The organism is Halobacillus campisalis, from assembly GCF_030345335.1.
Taxonomy (GTDB): domain Bacteria; phylum Bacillota; class Bacilli; order Bacillales; family Halobacillaceae; genus Halobacillus_A; species Halobacillus_A campisalis.
This window is the reverse complement of the sequence record NZ_JAPVRC010000011.1, coordinates 18,844-38,129: the sequence shown is the minus strand read 5'-3', so window position 1 is coordinate 38,129 and position 19,286 is coordinate 18,844. Positions and strand designations below refer to the sequence as shown.

Annotated in this window: 18 protein-coding genes; 6 read left to right on the top strand and 12 right to left on the bottom strand. The window is 40.1% G+C overall.

Annotated features, from left to right (window positions below; genetic code table 11):
- Positions 1-276: 276 nt before the first annotated feature.
- The 5 genes from O2Q26_RS17095 to O2Q26_RS17075 form a co-directional block, all read right to left on the bottom strand.
- A complete protein-coding gene (locus tag O2Q26_RS17095) occupies positions 277-1,692 on the bottom strand; it encodes a TcaA NTF2-like domain-containing protein (protein ID WP_289217037.1) in 1,416 nt (471 codons plus the stop codon).
- Positions 1,693-1,741: 49 nt separating this feature from the next.
- Complete coding sequence (locus O2Q26_RS17090) at positions 1,742-2,533, bottom strand: zinc ribbon domain-containing protein (RefSeq protein ID WP_289217036.1); 792 nt, start codon at positions 2,531-2,533, stop codon at positions 1,742-1,744.
- A gap of 442 nt (positions 2,534-2,975) precedes the next feature.
- Positions 2,976-4,466 carry a TcaA NTF2-like domain-containing protein gene (locus tag O2Q26_RS17085; RefSeq protein WP_289217035.1) on the bottom strand — a complete coding sequence of 497 codons (1,491 nt, stop codon included), beginning with the start codon at positions 4,464-4,466 and terminating at the stop codon, positions 2,976-2,978.
- Between the two features lie 81 nt (positions 4,467-4,547).
- Positions 4,548-5,135 carry a zinc ribbon domain-containing protein gene (locus O2Q26_RS17080; RefSeq protein ID WP_289217089.1) on the bottom strand — a complete coding sequence of 196 codons (588 nt, stop codon included), beginning with the start codon at positions 5,133-5,135 and terminating at the stop codon, positions 4,548-4,550.
- A gap of 484 nt (positions 5,136-5,619) precedes the next feature.
- Entirely contained in the window at positions 5,620-6,456 is an 837-nt protein-coding gene (locus O2Q26_RS17075) for a MurR/RpiR family transcriptional regulator (RefSeq protein WP_289217034.1), read from the bottom strand.
- A 172-nt stretch (positions 6,457-6,628) separates the two neighbouring features.
- Between O2Q26_RS17075 and O2Q26_RS17070 the strand changes: the two genes are divergently transcribed.
- The 4 genes from O2Q26_RS17070 to O2Q26_RS17055 are packed head-to-tail and all read left to right on the top strand — an operon-like array spanning position 6,629 to position 10,781.
- A complete protein-coding gene (locus O2Q26_RS17070) occupies positions 6,629-7,501 on the top strand; it encodes a DUF8171 family membrane protein (protein ID WP_289217033.1) in 873 nt (290 codons plus the stop codon).
- Complete coding sequence (locus tag O2Q26_RS17065; protein ID WP_289217032.1) at positions 7,498-9,198, top strand: ABC transporter ATP-binding protein; 1,701 nt, start codon at positions 7,498-7,500, stop codon at positions 9,196-9,198. The genes O2Q26_RS17070 and O2Q26_RS17065 overlap by 4 nt, the downstream gene beginning before the upstream one ends.
- Positions 9,185-10,009: an energy-coupling factor transporter transmembrane component T family protein gene (locus O2Q26_RS17060; protein WP_289217031.1), complete on the top strand. Its 825-nt coding sequence runs from the start codon at positions 9,185-9,187 to the stop codon at positions 10,007-10,009. The genes O2Q26_RS17065 and O2Q26_RS17060 overlap by 14 nt, the downstream gene beginning before the upstream one ends.
- A 16-nt stretch (positions 10,010-10,025) precedes the next feature.
- Positions 10,026-10,781 carry a PHP domain-containing protein gene (locus tag O2Q26_RS17055; protein WP_289217030.1) on the top strand — a complete coding sequence of 252 codons (756 nt, stop codon included), beginning with the start codon at positions 10,026-10,028 and terminating at the stop codon, positions 10,779-10,781.
- Between the two features lie 162 nt (positions 10,782-10,943).
- On the opposite strand, the gene O2Q26_RS17050 is transcribed toward O2Q26_RS17055, so the two are convergent.
- From O2Q26_RS17050 to O2Q26_RS17030, 5 genes are all read right to left on the bottom strand, one after another.
- Positions 10,944-11,852 (bottom strand): alpha/beta fold hydrolase, encoded by a 909-nt coding sequence (locus tag O2Q26_RS17050; RefSeq protein WP_289217029.1) that lies wholly within the window; start codon positions 11,850-11,852, stop codon positions 10,944-10,946.
- A 162-nt stretch (positions 11,853-12,014) separates the two neighbouring features.
- Positions 12,015-13,157: a CapA family protein gene (locus O2Q26_RS17045; RefSeq protein ID WP_289217028.1), complete on the bottom strand. Its 1,143-nt coding sequence runs from the start codon at positions 13,155-13,157 to the stop codon at positions 12,015-12,017.
- Between the two features lie 16 nt (positions 13,158-13,173).
- A complete protein-coding gene (locus O2Q26_RS17040) occupies positions 13,174-14,457 on the bottom strand; it encodes a lipopolysaccharide biosynthesis protein (RefSeq protein ID WP_289217027.1) in 1,284 nt (427 codons plus the stop codon).
- A 960-nt stretch (positions 14,458-15,417) separates the two neighbouring features.
- Complete coding sequence (locus O2Q26_RS17035; protein WP_289217026.1) at positions 15,418-15,597, bottom strand: hypothetical protein; 180 nt, start codon at positions 15,595-15,597, stop codon at positions 15,418-15,420.
- Positions 15,594-16,850, bottom strand: a complete 1,257-nt coding sequence (locus O2Q26_RS17030; protein ID WP_289217025.1) for a helix-turn-helix domain-containing protein — start codon at positions 16,848-16,850, stop codon at positions 15,594-15,596. Before O2Q26_RS17030 ends, O2Q26_RS17035 begins: the two co-directional genes overlap by 4 nt.
- Before the next feature lie 293 nt (positions 16,851-17,143).
- Between O2Q26_RS17030 and O2Q26_RS17025 the strand changes: the two genes are divergently transcribed.
- Complete coding sequence (locus O2Q26_RS17025; RefSeq protein WP_390216208.1) at positions 17,144-17,350, top strand: helix-turn-helix transcriptional regulator; 207 nt, start codon at positions 17,144-17,146, stop codon at positions 17,348-17,350.
- The gene (locus O2Q26_RS17020) at positions 17,350-17,724 is read left to right on the top strand and encodes a hypothetical protein (RefSeq protein ID WP_289217024.1); all 375 of its coding nucleotides are present in this window, start codon (positions 17,350-17,352) and stop codon (positions 17,722-17,724) included. Before O2Q26_RS17025 ends, O2Q26_RS17020 begins: the two co-directional genes overlap by 1 nt.
- Before the next feature lie 32 nt (positions 17,725-17,756).
- On the opposite strand, the gene O2Q26_RS17015 is transcribed toward O2Q26_RS17020, so the two are convergent.
- Together O2Q26_RS17015 and O2Q26_RS17010 are read right to left on the bottom strand one after the other, a co-directional pair.
- Complete coding sequence (locus tag O2Q26_RS17015) at positions 17,757-18,335, bottom strand: hypothetical protein (protein WP_289217023.1); 579 nt, start codon at positions 18,333-18,335, stop codon at positions 17,757-17,759.
- Positions 18,336-18,999: 664 nt separating this feature from the next.
- Complete coding sequence (locus O2Q26_RS17010; protein WP_289217022.1) at positions 19,000-19,251, bottom strand: hypothetical protein; 252 nt, start codon at positions 19,249-19,251, stop codon at positions 19,000-19,002.
- Between the last annotated feature and the right edge of the window lie 35 nt (positions 19,252-19,286).

Sequence of the window (19,286 nt, the reverse complement as noted above, 5' to 3'; positions counted from 1 at the left end):
AAACGTCCACCAGAACATGTTCTGGTGGACGTTTTTTAGTTCTATGCTTTTTATGAGCGTAGTTGTAATTCTTACATTTGAATAAGTTTTTCTTACATTTGGCGCACTTATTCTTACATTTCGCGGCTTTACTCCGACATTCACCGCGTTTTTACTTACATTTCAGCCGGTAATTCTTACATTTGCCATGTTCCGTTATCGACTGCCCTGGCTTTTCCAGAGCAGTGACCTATTTCCGGCCATTACCGTGCCGGAGGCAGCCACCAAATAACGAGCTTAATCAATACTGACGTAGGAGTCGACTTTCAACTCCCCATCTTCCACCGTAAGCAGATACGTCGATTCCAAAGTCGGTTCTTTAAAATCTCCGTCTGAGTAATAGATTTCATAACTCTCACTCATCGTCACTTCAAATTCATCCTCTTCCAATTCTACTAAATCTATCAATTCTCCATCCAGCAGCGTCTCAGTGTCGACCCTGCCTGATTCAATGAATTCTTGAGACTCAGCTTTGCCGGATCCATCATCATTAAAAAGAGGCGCGACAATAGTAAAGTCCTGGACATTCAAGGCTTCCACGCTTTGGTCCAGGAATTGCAGCATGAAGTCTTCTACTTCTTCCTCGTCAAAGCCGGCATCGTTGCTGCTGTTCGTCTGTTCCCCTGCATACACTTCCTCGGTCGGCTCATCAAAATAAAAAGACAATGCTCCCCACATGCTGGACTGCGGATCCACCTCATCGGTAGTATGCGTGTTTCCTTCCTCGTCTTTCCACTCCGCGTGGACGGTCACTTGTTCATCAGTAGGAAATGGGCCTAATTCTGTGTACTCAGATAGAGGCTGTTCCGTGCTTTCTCCATTGATGAACAGAATGGCGTCTTGCTGATTGGTATCTATGGCATACGTATTACTTGGAAAATCGATCATTACTTCAGATTCATTGCCCTCATTCGGATAGACAGTCAGTGTATCACTGTACTCGAAGGTTCCGAACTCCGATTGAGCAGTTCCTTCTACTGAATATTCTCCTGGATAAGCCAGATTAAGGTCAGTGAAGTCAGAGGCTTCCTTGATCTCTTTCGTCTTCCCTTCAATAGTAACCTTTGTATTTTCCATATTCGAAGCCGCTACCACTTGATTAGGAATGGCTTCGATATCATAGGTAGAATACAAGCCAGGCACGAGAGGATCTTTTTTTACAGCGAATACTTTATCTCCTGCCTCATCACGAATAGAAAAATCGAACGTTTTCCCTTGTTCCCCTTCAAATCCTTCTATTAGTTGGTAACGCATACTCTCCCAGCCAGAAGAATCGATGAATGATAAGTATTCCTCTTTATCTACTAAAGCTTTCTCCTTTAAATCCACTTGTTCAAAAAAAGCATCCGGGTCCTGCTCGGTGATTGCCCTGTCCATGGCCTGCACGTTTTTTAATGGGTCTATAATAGAAGAAATGATGAAATGAGCGCTCGTTAAAATAACTAAGGCTGCAGCGATAGAGATAAGTGCAATTTTTTTGTTTTTCGCCATCGGTTTCTTTGGTCTGCGTTCTTGAACAGGACGTGATGGTGAGACTTCAGGCGTATGTTCGTGTTTAGCAGCTTGTTCTTCATCACCCTGCTTAGCTCCACAAGAAGTACAGAACGTTTGGTTATCTGTGATTGTCTGTCCACATATCGTACAATATTTCAATAAAACCTCTCCTTTGAAGCTAATACTCATCTAAGAAAATCGACTGATACTAAAAGAAGGAAAGGAAAGAGTCCAATTCATCCAACATATCTGAAATGACCCAATTCCAAAATAAATAAGAAACGATCATAATGAGTAAACTAGTTCCCGTACTCCAATAGAATACATGTGGCTCTGCTTTAGACGTCAATCCGTGGTGATAGATAAATAGGGCAGGCACTAATATAAGAACAAAAAATGCAGATCCTCCTAATAAAAGCATCGTCATAGACATGGCGCCACTCAGTCCGAAGATAATAGCAATTACATTGATTGCGGCAAAAGGTGTGATCAATCCGCCGTATTGAGCAATTAAACGTTTGACACTCATCTGCAGATTCATGAACCTGGCCATAACAAATAGAGCAGCTAAACAAATGACGATCCCTATTAATGAAATTAAAAATAACCTTGAGGTCACCCCGAAGAATGGCAGAGACTGTACCCCTAAACCAAATCCCATTTGTTTAAACAAGGAATTCGCCAGGAAATAAATGCTGAGAGAATAGGCAACCATATAAATTATTAGTGTTGCAAGCCCTTGCGCAAATGCCGTTTCCCCTGCACGAAAAGCTAATGAAGGCCGTTTCAAGAAACGTAGTGCTCCTTGCCCGTAATCTCCAGAGAATTTCTTTACTTTCTCGACCGATTCCGAATTGGTCGTAACCGGCTTGTGTTCCATGGTCGCAGCGGTAGCAGCTTGTTCTGTTTCAACAGACGCCCCCGCAGAACTCAACGGACTGCCGCAGACCCCGCAGAATTTTCCTGATCCTTGTTCATGATTACATTGCGGACATTTCATCAAACCATCCTTTACTATGAAATTTTTTATGCGAATACGCTCTTTGTATGTATGGAAAAACACGAGACAAATGAAAGCAATAAGTACTGTTCAGAAGCGTATCCCTTTCCTCTTATAAACTCCTTTCCTAAGATAAAAAGTCATCCTCCTCAAGTAATCTATAATGAATCGGATGACTAGCCTTACCATTATAGCAAAAAAATCCATTTAACTAGTCTTTTTTACATAATTAAATGGATTTTAACCCAAATTTATGATTATAAAGATACAGTTCTAATGATTCACAAAAAGGATAACGCTTCCTTTTCACCTTTATGATCCATATGGATGCATACCTTTCTCGGCTATACTGGGAGACATCAATCTCTGCACCTGAGTGAATGGCACACAGTACTGCTCCTTCCAATCCAGTCAGGCAGGCATCGAAGCTCGCATCAAATGATTACATTTCATTTCTTTCTGTATCATCGATATCAATCTTCGTAATCTTAAAACCATCCTCTGAATTTATAACCGTATACTCCTTCACGCGGTCGTAATGGGTTTGATCCCCTTCGTGGTTCGTGAAGATAAATTGCTCATTCGTTGTTACTGTCACCGTCTCTTCGTCTTCCATCTCTGAAGAAAGTATTTCATTTAACGTGAAATCGTAATCAAATCCTTTATCCTCTAAATCCCCTACATATTCCTCCAGTTCCTCATCAGCATCGCTGCCTGATTCCAAATAAAAAGATACGATACTATAGTCACGGTAATTCAACGCATCTTCATACATAACCCTGAAGTCAAGCACATGATCTTCTGCGCCCACAGTCAAGTCTTCATCCAAAGACTCCTCTTCTTCAGAAGCTTCTTCGCTTTCTTCTTCAACTTCTTCTTCTTTTTCTTCTTCTGCGGAAGCCTCTACACTTTCCTCTTCCTGTTCAGAATCAGAGGCATAGAAGTCCTCATTCTCCTCTTCAAAATGAAAAGAGAGAGCTCCCCAGTACAAAGTATCTTGATTCATCTCTTCACTTTTATGAACTTCACCGTCTTCATCCTTCCACTCCGCATGAAGCATCACTTCTTCATCAGGAAAAGGACCAAGCTCTTCATACTCACCTAATGTTTTCTCCGTACTTTCTCCATTAATGAATAACACAGCATCTTCCTGATTGGTGTCCACCGTAACTGTGTCACTTGCAAAAGTAACATTGACTTCTGATTCATTAGCGTTGTTCGGATAAACGTCGATTGTATCCGTATATTCAAACTCGCCGAAAGCGTTCTCTGCGGCTCCATTCACTTCATATTGACCAGGATAAGCAAGAGCCACATCTACATATTTTTCTTCTTCTTTAAGCTCAACCGTTTGGTCTTCAAACGTAAATGTTGTGTTTTCCATATTTGTCGCTGCTGTCACCTGGTTGGGAATCCCTTCAATCGTATAAGAATGATACAGCCCCGGCACAATGGTGTTCTTTTTTATATTAAAGATCTTATTCCCGTCATAATCACGGACGGCAAAATCAAACGGTTCATTGCTGTTATCCTCAAATTCCTGTGATAGTTGATAACGAATGCTTTCCCAGTCCGATCCTTCTATATATTCTAAGTATTCTTCTTTATGAATGACGGCGTCATCCTTCAATTCCATTTGTTCAAAAAAACCATCCGCATCTTGTTCCGTCATCGCCCGGTCCATCGCTTGAACGGTTTTTAATGGATCGATCCAATTCGTAATCATAAAGTGTGCACCGATCAAAAGGCCGACTGCCAGAAAAACAGACAGTAAAGTAAATTTTCTTTTCCTGGACATCGGTTTCTTCGGAACTCTCTGTTTCCTTTCACTCTGGGGAGAAGGAACCTGATCCCCTTCCTGTTTAGTTCCACAAGCCGTACAAAACGTAAGATCTTCTGATAGCGGCTCCCCGCAATGTGTACAATACTTCATAGATTCTCTCCCTTCATAAAATCAATTCTTACGTTGTGGCCTTACAATTGTGATGAAGAAAAGATAGCATCGATCCAACCATCAATACTCGTCTATCTCATAAATCATCCATTTCCCGTTCACACGCTCAAGTTCAATAAACAATGACACAGGGTTTCCAAAATAAGGTTCAGGATAAACTTCTACCGTCGCATAAACAGAAGAGTAATTTCCCGAAGTCTCACTTTCCATATCCAGAACATCAATCGTTACGTAAGGGGGAACACCATCACTATCGAAATCCATATCCCAAAGTAAGCTTGTGTCCATAAATCGTCCAGCCTTCTGCATATCGCCCATTTCAACAGCTTCAAACACTTCTTCCACAACCACTTCAGGTGATTGGTTAAAACCTCCAAAGCTAAAAACCTCTGCGTCATCAGAAAATAAATATTGAAAGAAAAACAGAACTACTAAACCACCTAGGATTGCCCACATAAACATTGGAAACGACCGGCGCCCCTGTTTACTCTCTACAGTACTTACTTCAGACTTTTGTACCTCATCTCCACATTTCGCACAATATCGTTGTCCTTTCGTCAAAGGATCATCACACGAGGAACATACCTGCTGCCCTCCACAACCTCCACAAAAGTTTGCACCTGAATCAATCAATTGGCCGCAATGGATACAATTTGGCTTTATGACCTCACCTCCCCCGCTTAAAGACTATGCAAAATAATATTATATAAGTATTTAATACTATATAAATTCTAAAATACCTCTATAAAATACAAAAAATTCTACTTTTTCATATCTTTTCTAATATTATTTATGATGGAGAAAGCATGAGAATGACTTCATGAGATGAGAACGATCATGAAGCTTAAACGAAATGAAAAGGGGCTGTTCATAATAGTCTTTTAATTAGACTATTATAAACAACCCACTCGAAGGTACTATACTTCATATTCATTTACTGAATAATAACTCAAAAACGAGTTGCTTCCCATGCCTGTTAAAAAGAAATCGTCCCCTATTTGCTCGATCTTGAGGTTACTGGACCAACATAGCCATAATTCTTACATTTAAAGACTTTTTTCTTACATTTGGCGCACTTATTCTTACATTTCGCGGCTCTTTTCTGACATTTGCCAAAACCCCCCTCCCCCCATCACTTCGGCACAATATGCCTGTACTTCTTCCGCACCTCATTCAACACCCTCAACTTCTCCAGCGACTCCTCTTTCATCGCCATCCCCACTCCCATGACAAGCGCCTCAAGCAAAGCTACGGGAGAGACCATCGTATGGAATTCCCACATTTCTCCTCGGTGGGCATACAAGACGTAGTCAGCGGCGTCTCCCATTTCCGATACTAAGCGGTCGGTTATGAGAATGGTTTTGGCGTTGCATTCCCGTGCGTATTCGAGGGTCACTTTTGTTTCGGGCAGGATGTCGACGAACTGGAAGATGATGATGACGGAATTAGAGTCCAGGTGAAGAAGCGATTCATAGATTTCGTGGCCGCTTTTGGCCATTCGTTCGGTATGGATGCCGAATCTTTTTAACCGGAAGTCTAGTAAATCGCCGAGTCCTTCGGATGACGCGGGTGCGTGGATGAACACGGTGGAGGAAGATGCGATTGTGTTTAGAGCTTCGTTGAATTGTCGGTTGTCAAAATGGTTATTCGTCAGGACGAGGTTCTTGAAATGCTGTTCGATCAGCTGGCTGAACAAGTCACCGTCGTCGATCTGGTCTACGAAATTTTTCATTTTATTCTCGGGGGTGATTTCTATTTTCTTTTTGATCTCATTTTTATAATCTTTGAAGTTCTTAAAGCCGATCATCATCCAGAATCTTGAGACGGATGCGATGCTGACTCGCGCCTGATCCGCTACTTCCTGCTCGGTCATATAAGCTACGGCTGTTCCTCTTTTTTTAATGACGTCGGCGATCTGCCGTTGTTTTCTAGTTAACTGCTTGTCGTCTATCGTGATTAAACTATTCAATGTCATCCCTCCTCAGGGCTTAGTATATAGGCTTTTCTCCCTCCTATGAAAAAAAACTTTCATTTTTAACAGAAAGATTAATTACTTTACGTGAACTATACATTTCCTGCAATTCTCCTTAACTTTGAAGTTTTACAATCAAATTGAACTTACATTAAGGAGGAATTACAAAATGGGGATGCAGAGAAACGAGTATACACAGTCACAGAAAATGATGGTATTTATTTTATCGATGTCGCTGTTCGGTCTTGCGAATTTATTTACTGAATTGCTGCCGGAATTCACGATTGGGCCAGTGGAGTTATCTATTTCTTACTTAGCTTTTATTCCTTTAACTTTAGTTATGTTGTTTAACCCGTGGTACGCAGCTTTTGGTGCTTCTGTCGGTGAAATTATTTTCGGTGATCTTCTGTTAGGTGATTTCGGAGGCCTTGGGGAGCTTGAAGGATTTATCGAGTTCACGTTGGCGATGTACATAGCCGGGCTATTAGTAACTAACTTAAACAGCAGGAAGCAAATTGCGATTGCGGCGATTGTCGGCGTTATGATTGACCAGATGTTAAGTACCGTCGTGGACGTCGGTAAAGTATGGTTTGGTATTGAAGAGCTTGAAGCCGTTCCGGGTCTTCCGGCTTCGATCCTGGCGATTGAAGGGGTCAGCTTTGTCACCGAGATGGTCATTTCCGGCGTGCTGTTCGGGCTCATTCCTGCTCTCTATCTCATTCCTAAACTTTATGGAAAAATCGAGCCGCTGCTGGGCATTGAACCAAGACAAGGACGCGTGAAAGCTTCCATGACCGAGTGGGTATCCGTTCGATTTGTTATCATTGCCGTTTTTCTCATGTTCGTTGCGATGATCTCCGAGTTCATGGCTACGATGGATATCAACTTTGCTGTTTGGGAGCCGGAATTTTTAGAACAGTTCGGTGAAGGGTACATTTGGCTGCCGATCTCTGCTGCTGCTGTGATTTTTGTTTCCGTCGTTATTGCCGCTGTGAAATTTAGTAAGTCCCGCACCGGTACGAAGAGTAGGAAATCGGCATGAAACCGATTATCGAACTGAACGATGTTCACTTTAGATATCCAGGGACGAAAGAGCATGTGCTAAATGGCGCGACACTTTCAATTGAACTGGGTGAATTTTTAGCGGTCATCGGCGGAAACGGCAGCGGGAAAACGACCCTGTGCAAAACGTTCAACGGGCTGATTCCCAATTACTATACCGGAGATTTTTCCGGGACGATTAAGGTAGATGGGGCCGATGTTTCGCAAATGACGGTATCAGAAATGAGTTTTCGAGTGGGGTACGTGTATCAGGATTATGAAAACCAGCTGATGAGACCGACCGTGCTCGATGATGTCTCCTTCGCTCCATTAAACTTCGGGGATCCGGACTTTATGGAAAAAGCACTTTGGGCTCTTGAGACATTGGGCATTGAACACTTGAAGGATCAGAGCATTTGGCAGTTAAGCGGCGGACAGAAGCATTTAGCCGCGATCGCCGGCGTACTCGCTTTAGATCCTCAAATCTTGATTATTGATGAACCCGTCGCTCAGCTCGATCCGCACCATGCCAAGGAAATTTATAAACGATTGAAAGTCCTTCAAGAGGAATACGGAAAAACGATCATTGTCATTGAACACCATACCGAATTCATCGCAGATTTCTGTACCGACGTGTTGTTAGTCGATAAAGGACAAGTGTTATGGAAGCATCCCGTTCGCCAGGGACTTTTACAGATCGATGATTTATTAAAAAGAGACATCTTCCCGCCACAAGTCACGCAGGCTGCTTTACATTGTGACCTGGCACTCGATGCCTATAACTTCCCGATCACGATCGAAGACGGACAAACGTATTTTAGAGGTCTTGAATTCATTAAAAGAGAGCGTGAATCTGAGAGTCTTACTCAAGAAAACGAAGCCATAGCTTCGCTTGAGGATCTCTCGTTCTCTGCAAAAACGCTGTCCAATGAAAGAAAAACCATTTTAAATAAAATTTCCACGTCCTTTCACGCCGGCGAACGAATCGCACTCGTCGGCACGAATGGCGCAGGGAAAACCTCTCTTATGAAGTGTTTGACAGGAATGAGCAAACCGACATCAGGCGGCGGCTTTATCGGGGAGCACTCTTTTCAAAAGGGATCGCTTGAGAAGTTATCAAAAGGGGTATCCTACATTTTTCAAAATCCAGAAGAAATGTTTATTCAGGATTCTATTAAAAATGATCTGACCTTCTTTTCGCATTCACGAGATCAGGATGATTCCTCATTTATAGATAAACTCATCCGCTCTTTTCGCTTGGAAGAGGTGCTTGAGAAAGACGGCCGGCTGTTAAGCGGAGGGCAGCAGCGACGGGCTTCGATGGCGATCGGCTTAGCCACGAATCCAACGTTGCTTATGCTTGATGAACCTACGGCCAGCCTCGATGTGCAAAGCCGTAAAGAATTAATAGAAATTTTGCAGGAGATGGATTCCGTTGCCACCGTTTTGGTAGCTACCCACGATATGCAGCTGGTAGCCGAATGGGCGACACGCGTCATCGTCATGGAGCAAGGCGAAGTGACGTTTGATGGGACCCCGCGGGAGATGTTCGAATATGGACACGTATGGAAAAGAGCAGGGCTCGTCCCGCCTCAGATCGTTCAGCTTTCTATTGAACTAGGCATGCGCCCGGCTGCTTTATCGGTGGACGAGTTTACGAGCCGCATCAAGGAGGGCATACCTCATGGAGTTTGTTGAACGTTTTAAAAAGTCTTTTAACATTGAATGGGTGAAACTTGAGCTCTTGAAAACCGCTTATGGAAAAAAAGAAACGTACATGGGGCAGTTAGATCCGAGAGTCATCATGATCTGGTACTTGATCGTCAGCCTGCTTCCCTGGTTCACCTTCAACTTCGTCATTTTAATCGGTCTTGCCATTTACACGTCGGCGCTGGCTTTAATTACTAGAGTAAGCCCGCTGATCATCTTTTTACTAGCGATCGGTGTGATCGGGGAGTTAGGCTATATCTTTCTCGTCGTCTTTTTCATGGGGGGAGATTTTGAAGCTTATGCTTCCTTAGTCACGCTCACTTTGAAAATCATTATTATGTCGATTGCGAGTATTGCAGCTTTTGCCAGTATGGATCCTGAGAAGCTCAGTGATGCCTTGTTAAGCTTTGGCGTACCCGCGCAGTTCAGCTTCGCTGTCTCCTATGGGTACCGCATGCTGCCGATTTTGATGGATGAGTACCAGCAGATTATCCAGTCCTTCCGACTAAGGGGAAAAGCACCTGAGAAAGCCGGATTTTTAAAATGGAAGCTCGTTTATTATTACGTCGTCATCGTCATTAAAGCGTTCTACCCGATGATGTTGAATACAGCCAAACGTACGAGAACCACAGTAGAAGCACTGGAAGTAAGAGGATTTTCTTACTCCCTTTATAGTGAAGAAGCGAAAAAGCAGAAATTATCCCACTTGAAAATTAAGGGGAAAGAATACCAATTTATAGCGGCCAGCGCTGTAATCCTAACGATTATCCATGTCGCAGGACATTTATATTATATTTAAAACAGGAGATGACTATATGAAAATCGATTTTCACACCCACGCCAATCTATCGAAAGCACTCGCCGTAACACCAGAAGAGTTCCGCAGCAAAATAAAAGAAGCGAAAGAAAGCGGACTGGACGCCCTGGCACTCACGGAACATTTTAACGCACCGAATTTCGATGACATTTACCACATGCTGGATACCCACTTCCCCTATCAACATAACTACTATGACGTAGACGGCGTCAAAGTCTTTCCAGGGATCGAGATCGACGTCCTTGAAACCGGTCACTTTCTCGTCGTAGCCGAACGCGAAACGATTAAAGGCATCAGTCATCAGTTAAAGGAACATACCGAAGAACATAACTTCATCAAAGTCAACGACCTGAACGAACTTCTAAAAGGATTGAACGTCATTAAAATCGGCGCACACCCTTATAGAGAATCAACCCCATGGGTCCACCACACAGAAGAAACACTGGCCAGCTTTGATGCCTTCGATATTAACGGAAAAGATCTTTACAAATACGGAACAGAGATGAAAAGTAAAGTAGACGAACTCGCGGCTAAGTATGACATCTCAGCAGTCGCAGGCAGTGATACCCACCAGTTCTTTCAATACGGTGCCGTCGTCAATCACTTCCCTGAGTGTCATACAATTGAAGAACTTCGTAACGTTATTAAAAACAAAGATTACGAGGTTCAGCTATCTCCTGCCCTGCGTTTAAAGGTGAGGGCAGCTAAGTTTGTGAAAAAGATTCTTAAAGAGAAGGATTTTGTAACGATATAGGATGGAAACACGACGTCTGGATGGGCGGCGTGTTTTTCACGCCTGGCCCCTGTGTAATACAGAAGTCAGGCGATTTCAAGTACTCTACCAGCCTTTCGTGCCGGAGATCAGAAAACTATTCGTGCCAAGCCATTCTTTAGTTCTCTAACGCAAACCCAACATTTATTTCTTTTCTCCTAAAAACTCCCGCATATAACGATTGACTGTTTCCGGTTGTTCATGATGCGGGGCATGGCTTACCCCTTCCATACGATGAATGGTAAGGTCGCGGACGTAGTCTTCCACGCCGTCCAGATTACTGTTTTCAAAAGCAGGATCCGCATCGCCCCAAATGATCAATGTCGGTGAATCGAACATTTGATAGGGAAGATCCAGCGGCTTTTTTATATGCTCTTCGAACGGATAGAAGGAAACCGCCCGGTAATAATGAAGCATCGATTTCATCGCATCAGGCTGCATCCACGCTTCGACGTACTTCTGCTCCTCCGCTTCGGTCAAGTACCCTTTTTCCTTTCCAGGTTCCGTCATCATATTTCTCAACCGCTCCGCATTGTTTTCCAATAACTTGTCATGAGCGTCCGGCCGCTGGAAAAATCCCATATAACTGCTCGCTTCCCGCTGCCCGGGGTTCTCCTTCAGTTCACGCCTGAATGTGTACGGATGAGGCGCGTCAAACATGATCAACTGCTTCACATAATCAGGCTCCGTGTAAGCAAGCGTCCACGCAATGGCACCGCCCCAGTCGTGAGCGACTAAAATACAGTTCTTCTCCCCAAAAGCTTCAATCAGCTGCTTCACATCCTCGACCAGAATCGACATCTCATAGGAAGAGACCTCTTCCGGCTTATCGGAAAGATTATACCCTCTCATATCTACAGCGACGACTTGATAATCCTTTGAGAATTCTTCCATTTGGTGATGCCAGTTGTACCAGAAGTAAGGGAACCCGTGAAGGAACAGCATCAGTTCACCTTCTCCTTCTGTAACGTAATGAAGATTGACGTCGTTGACTTTCACATAACTCTCTTGCATACTTCCTTCCACCTTTCCTATGAATACTATCAATATCAAGCCACTTTACTCCTCTTCACAGGAAAGGACAATTATGAAGTCTCATTTTTTGGATAATTAGGAAAAACAACCTAATAAAAGGAGAACATCTAGAATAAGCTGATATATAAAAAGGTGCATCATGAGCAGAATAATTACTTGCTCGTGATGCACCTCATAACATTATCGTCTTCCATATTTCTCTCTGGCGATGATTTCCATCGCATGCTTTGTCGCATAATAATAAGCTTCATTACGGAGTAAATGGACGGATAGTAATGTCTTATCTGGTTTCTTTCTTCTTTTGAGTAGGAAACCTAATGCTCTTTTAACGGATGATTTGAGACTTCCATCATAAGTAAATGGCACCAGGGAATAAATCAGATTCTTTTTGATCGTTTTATTGTAAATCTGTAATGACATTTCTTCATGCAGCTTTTCATAACCATCACCTAATTTAGAGTTCAGTTCCTCTAAATTGACTTGTTTTTCTATAGTAGACAGCTGCACGTGGCCATCTTCCTTATGATGAAAGACCGGTTCAAAGCTTACCTTCTCATTTTTATCGAATTTCAGCATGACGGAATAAGAACGATCTTCTTTAGAATGATAGTTTTTTGAGTCAAAATAAAAGTTTCCTAAACTATAAAAGATTAAGGAATCATTGTAATGCTCGTACCCTTGTGGGACGTGGGGATGAGATCCTACAATTACATCCGCTCCTAAATCACAAAAATGTTTATAACGGTTGCGCCATTCTTTTTGAGGGATACTGTAATTCTCTAACCCGGCATGGGATAAAACGATAACGAAATCACATTCCTGGTTTAATATAGTAATCTGCCTGTCTATTTCTTTATGATTGATCCATGCATAGCCGGGCTGATCATCATCCGAATAATAATCTTTCACCCCAAACTGCGCTTCACTAGCATTAATGAACCCGACTTTAAGGTCGTTAACTGTCTTTATGACAGGTTTATAAGCTTCATCAAAGGTAAGTCCAGCACCAATGGTGTCTAATTTAAGAGACCTAGCTTCATCTATGGTTGCCTTTAAGGCTGCTGATCCATAGTCCATAATATGGTTATTAGCCAGGCACATCATATTAAACCCTTGTTGTTTTATGCCATCGATTGTCCCCTTGCGCTGGAAATGGTGCGGTCCAGATTTAGGAATGGGACTGCCGTATTTCTCAATAGGTGCTTCAAAATTACAAACCGAATAATCAGCAGCAGAGATCACATTAGATAACCCTTCTGAGCATATCAAACCGTCATTATGTTCATAATTCACAATATCTCCGCTTACAAACATCTTTACCATATTGTTCATCCCTCCTTTAGTCGAATTTCTTCGTCATTCTTAAAGTAAGCAGAATTAAAATTATGTTCAGTACAGCACCGGAAATTCCGAATAATGCTACAGCGACTACATCGCTTGAGAATACAAAATATCCAACAGCCAACAGCCCCATTCTTATGACTAAATTGAAAATAGTAAACCTCAAGTGAAAGGCTTGCGCTCCCATGACAGGCAGTGATTTCACACTTGGCTGGTTAATAAACATAAAGAACATCCATAGAGCTATCCACCTGGCGTATTCCCCTGCCGTCACCCAGTCTGTACCGAATACGAAACTGAACAGCCAGGGACCAAATAAAATGACAACTAAATAGGGAAGAAAACCAACGGCAGCTAAAGCAAGAGTTGCTTTTTTCACCAAATGAGTAATGCTTTCTCCTTTATGGGCAGCTTCCGTGATACGCGGGTAAAAAACATCGCCTACCGATTTACCGATCAGCTGGGACGGCATACTTAAAACCGTCTTACATATAGAATAAAATCCTGCCGCAGCCGGGCCAAATAAACTAGTTAACAATATAATAGGAAGGTTCTGTGAAATAGCATTGATAAACACTTGCGGCGCTCTAAATATCGGAAAGTCATTGTGACGTTTCGCAAGCTCTTTAAGAGATACGGGTTTGTCATCATCCTCTTCACTAGAACTCTTATAACTGGACTTCCTGGCAAACAAAATCATGAACAACGCTTTTACACCATTATTCAAAGATGAAAGAACTATGAGTACAGGGGCAACCGGATAAAAGAAACCCACCCCTGCTTTACTTCCATTTAGTAAAATAGCTTGAAAAAAGGTGGCATTGGCGTTAACACCGAATTGTTTCGTTCGTATAAACCACTGCTCAGAAACTTGCAGAAGACCTGCAAATATAATAACGATAGGAATTAAGTACAAGTACGGAGCTATGCTTTCCATATTGAAAATATTAACAATCGGCTGATGCAGGAAAAGCAAAATAAGACCTACAATAACAGCTACAGCTGTCGTAATATACAAAGATAGCCGTATCAATCCTTTTGCTTCCTTATCCCTTTTAGGAAGTACAATAGCAATAGGATACGCAAAAGCTGCGACAGGACCAATAATAGCAGCAATCGCCATAAATGTGCCCATTAAACCATAAGCTTCCGGCCCATATAAACGGGTAATGATGGGCTGCAGCAGAATATTAACGAGCTGAGCAGCAGCTGTCCCCGTTGCCATGATCATTACGTTACGTACAAACGGGGTCTTTAATAATTTTTTTAATTTGTTAACCATTTATTTTAAACTCCTTAACCTAGTTACCTTATTCTTACTTCATTGACTATGTTACTTTAACTCAAGAACTGTGTCCTTCCTCTTCTGTTTGTATGATTTTATTACGTGTTCAATAGTTGGGTAGTCTTGACTCACTTATTAGATCTCAGTATTCAGCAGTGATCAAGTTATCAAACTATCAAATTAAGTATGGTGTGGTGTAACTTACACTTTTTGGACAACAATAGAACAGATTGATTATATCAGATATCCCTTCAATCAAAAAGCTGAAACCTTACACAAATAGAGAGCTTGAGAACACAGCGTCATTGATGTGTGCCATGTTTTTATATTTAAATGAACTATGGTAATCTTCCACAAAATGACTGCTAACCGCTACCCTGCACCTAAAAAAAAAATCGCCAGGTCCCTGTTTTCTACAGGAGTCCGGCGATTTTGTTTACAAAATTTTGATAAGCATCATCATTAGTCACCAAATTCTATAAAAGATATAATGGATAGAACCTCTTAGATTTGACTAACCTATGGTAAAGGTGGGATTAGATTGAGTGATAAGAAATTATTGTTCGTTTTTGGTTGGGCCTATATCGTTTCTACGCTATTATATTTCTTACTTTATTCCGGCAAATATACACAAGACGAAATGTTCTCTGGCGTTGTTTTTGCTGTATTAGCTGCTCCTATTTATTTCTTATGTGTCTTCTTATATTACAAAAATCAAAGCCATTAAACGCGGGCTGGAAACACTGCGTCTTGAAACCTGAAATCACATACAGCTATGTTAGTCTTCAATGAATAGTAATATTGAAGAACCAATAATGGAGAAACCCTTTATAAATCATAATTAAAATAGCGGTTTTCGGAAAAATGTATTCCGAAAACCGCTATTTATTTTTCTAGATTAGAATTTACTACAGTTTTTCAGTGGACTCAAAAAAGTAATCAGGCCCTTACTAAAAGTTAAATATCTGGATATTCGTCGTTATCTGGTTCTATAATTACATCGATTTGAGCAGAGATATTTGTGGTCTTATGGAATTGCTTGGAATCCACTGTGACTGGCGTATGTTGTGCAAAAGCTAGATTTGCTGGGAGAATGGTGCTCATGATTAGAATAGATGCCAAAACCTTTTTTTTCATAATAATACTTCCTTTCTGCTTTTAATTTGATTTAAATTAATATACTTTTCCAAGTAATACGTACTTTTCTTGTACTGGCTTAGACCCTTATGCAGTTCAGCTAATAACAAAAGAATCTCTTGGTAAACCACTGGGTGAGTTAATTTGAAATATGCTAGAATCTCATTTTCCATAAGAGTAATTAATTGCTGCTTCTTCCCCAGCACGTTTAGTTTGAATATCCTAAACTTATAATGCATGGCAAGATTATTTTGACTATAATTGATACCTCGGTTTAAGTAGTCCATCATTTCATCATAATTTTCTCTATGCTTGTTTATATAGGCTAAATAATATAGAGTATAAATCTTATCTTCATCTTTATTTTTTAATGCCATAGCTTCTTTAAAATAGTTAATAGCTGTATCCATCTCATCCATGTATAAAAACACAATCCCTAAATTATGATGGATACTACTTAAATAAGCTTGGTTAATGGTTCCTTCATCATTATTCAATAAAGTAAGGAAGACCTCTTTTGCTTTATTGTATGTCCCTTGTCGGCTGTAATTTATACCAATAATCATATTACACTCTATAATTCTCTTTACATTTAGAAGTGAATTATATGCTTTTAATGCTTTACTCAGATAATCATTAGATACTTTAAATTGATTAAGCTTAGAATGGAGCATCCCTAGTTGATAAAGTAACTCCTGATCTATTATTTCCTGTTGTTTCGCATAATCTTCAGCTTGTAAGTATATGTTCAAAGCGTCTTTTAATTTGCCTGTTTGATGAAAGTAGAAACCTTTTGTTTTAAGAGCATTATATTGCAGGTCTTTTGGTATAAGTTCAAAATGATTATCCACAAACTCTATATAAGGAATGGCTTCCTTATATTTTTTTTCTTTTATATTAAAATAAGCTATCACTATACTGCAAGTGGCTTTTGTCGCAGGGTTAGTATTCTGATAATAGCAATCCATAAAATCAGGAACCAGCTCTTTTGCTTGTGAATAGGTTTTTGGACTTTCCATAGCCTTATATACATTACGTGCTTTTTCATTCATTGTTTCCGAATCGAATAAAGCTAAGTCTTTTGGGTCTATGCTTAACCGTTCTAGTAAGTAGTCCAGTATTTCTTTATGAGGTTGAATATTATTGTTTTCTACTTTACTTATATAAGTAATGGAACAAATCCCATTACTTAACTCCTCTTGAGTTAACTTTAATTCTTTCCTTCTGTTTTGAATTAAAGACCCGATCCCCATCTCTTTATGAACCCCCCCTATTTTATACATTTAAGTTATTACGAACATCATTATTTATTACTATAATAACATCTAAATTAATGTATAGAAGGGAAAAATTACAAATTAAAGCTTTTCCTCACGCTACCCTAATCTTCTTTCTCGATCACAAGATCACATCACTTGGTCAATAAATTAAATGATATAACTCACTTTATAAGATTCTATTAGTTTCTATTAAAATAAAAAAATGTGTAAACAAAACTTTACATATCATCTCTTATCTTTTATACTCGGTAATACGGAGTGATTCAATGATTAAGAATTTTTTAACAGAATATAGGAAAGACTACAAGTTTTCTCAAAGTTATTTAGCCGCTCAAGTGAATGTTTCCAGACAAACGATTATTTCGATTGAAAAAGGAAAGTTTAATCCTTCCCTTGAACTAAGCTTTAAACTAGCAAGAGTGTTTAACGTAAGAATTGATGAACTTTTTTACTATGAGGAGGACAAGGTGTAATGAACTCAGAAACGTTAAAAAATGGAAGGAATTACAGTTCTTCTGTTATCTTTCTATTAATAGGAATTGGTAATTTCGTAATTAACGGTACTGACTTTCTACTTTTTTCTTTAGTGATGATCTTATTTGGTTTAACAGGTGTTGTAACGGAATTCTTCTTCAATTCAAATGAGCCAAAAGATGAACGAATGAGAATGGTAAACTACAAAAGCGGTTTCTTCTCACATAACGTTACGAATATAAGTATCGTAATTTTTGCTTTTCTTAGTGCTTTTGAATACATAGAAAGTATCACCCTGGTGCTATTTTCTTTGTTATTGGTGAATTCAATATCTTTTATCATTTCGCTTTCAATCAATTCCTTAAAAACATAAAAAGAACACCAAGGGTGGTGTTCTTTTTACCTTTACTGAGGTCCAATACCAGTATAAACAGCATAACCCGTGACTCGGATCCATATTCCATTTCCATTGTCATTGGAAGCAATTATACCGGCAAGTCCTGTCCCCCCAGCGGCAATCGCTCCTGAAATAGCTTTAATAGCAGCCGACGGAGCGGAAAACCACGGAGAAAGTTGATTGGCTACCCCAGCAGCTGTTGCACCACCAAGAAGTGTATTGCGGATTTGCCGTGTTTGGTAACTGTCAAAAAATACTTTGTAACCCCACCAGTAATAATCTACTCCACTTTTCCCTTGACTTGCAGCTGTTACTGTATTGGTAGACACTTGATTGCTTGCTGGATTAGCGGATGAACTCCCTACTACTGTTACGCTTTCTTCTTCATGAACAAGATTCTCTGATTTTTCAATATTATCATTCATAAGATTCAAAGAAGAGGTAATTGATTGATAATCTTCACTAGATACTTTTTCTTTCAATTCGGCTTCATTACTTATCACAAACTTTCCTTCTTCTAAAGAGATATAAGGGTCAGCCACTTCAATCAATTCTCCATCTACATTACTGAGTGATGGTGCCTCCACCTTACTCACCTTAGATGTATCAGCAGATACAGTCGTCTGTGATGGAAGTAAAGATCCAAACACCAGCCCGGTTGCTAATGGAATTACTACTAAACTCTTTTTATTGATGTATTAGCCTCCTAAATGGAATAATTTATGCTACATATAAATCGTATCAAATATATGGAAAGAGATGTATTGAAAAAAAATCTAATAATTTTCATCTTAACCTCATCTTTACTTTATTATTTTTTCAACATTTTAACCTATTCAAAGAAAACCCTCTATTGCCCTCTCAGTAAACATAGTTTTGCTTCTAACTACACACACCTTAAGCGAAGATTCGTGCTCACATCTTCTGTGTTCTATTGTGAACTATTTCTTTTAAACTCTTTTTTAAAAAAACTAATAATAAAGAGCTTAAAAGATAAACCGGAAAGATAGAAGGTACCTAAATATAGGAGATTCCTTCTACTTTTCACTCGTATTTAAACATTTCCTTTTGCACTTTATTGGGTTGTATTTATTAACTTTTAATTAACCAAAAAAGTGCCTGAACCCCACCACATTAGCCCTTTAACGGACTGGGGGTCAGGCACTTTCATTATAAGACCTATACTCTCATTTCTTTAATTTTAAACTCTTGAAACTCGATATCGAAACAGCAATCTCTTTCTCTTCAAAATTACGGAGTATTCCAGAAAAATGTAGTAACTATTAATGGAATAATTATGGTCACTATGATGATCAATCCATTGCCAATGAATCCGACCTTTCTGTAAGGTCCTTTTTCAGAGAATATGGCGAATACCACTCCTACTAAAGAAATAACCACTCCCGCAAAAAGAAAACCGTCATTACCCGACAGCATCGTTATGTAGGCAGCCAGGCTTGCTAAAAATAACAGAGTAGAGATTATTCCAAACTTCCTTCTCACATGTTCTCCCTCCTCATTATGTGAATTATTCCAAA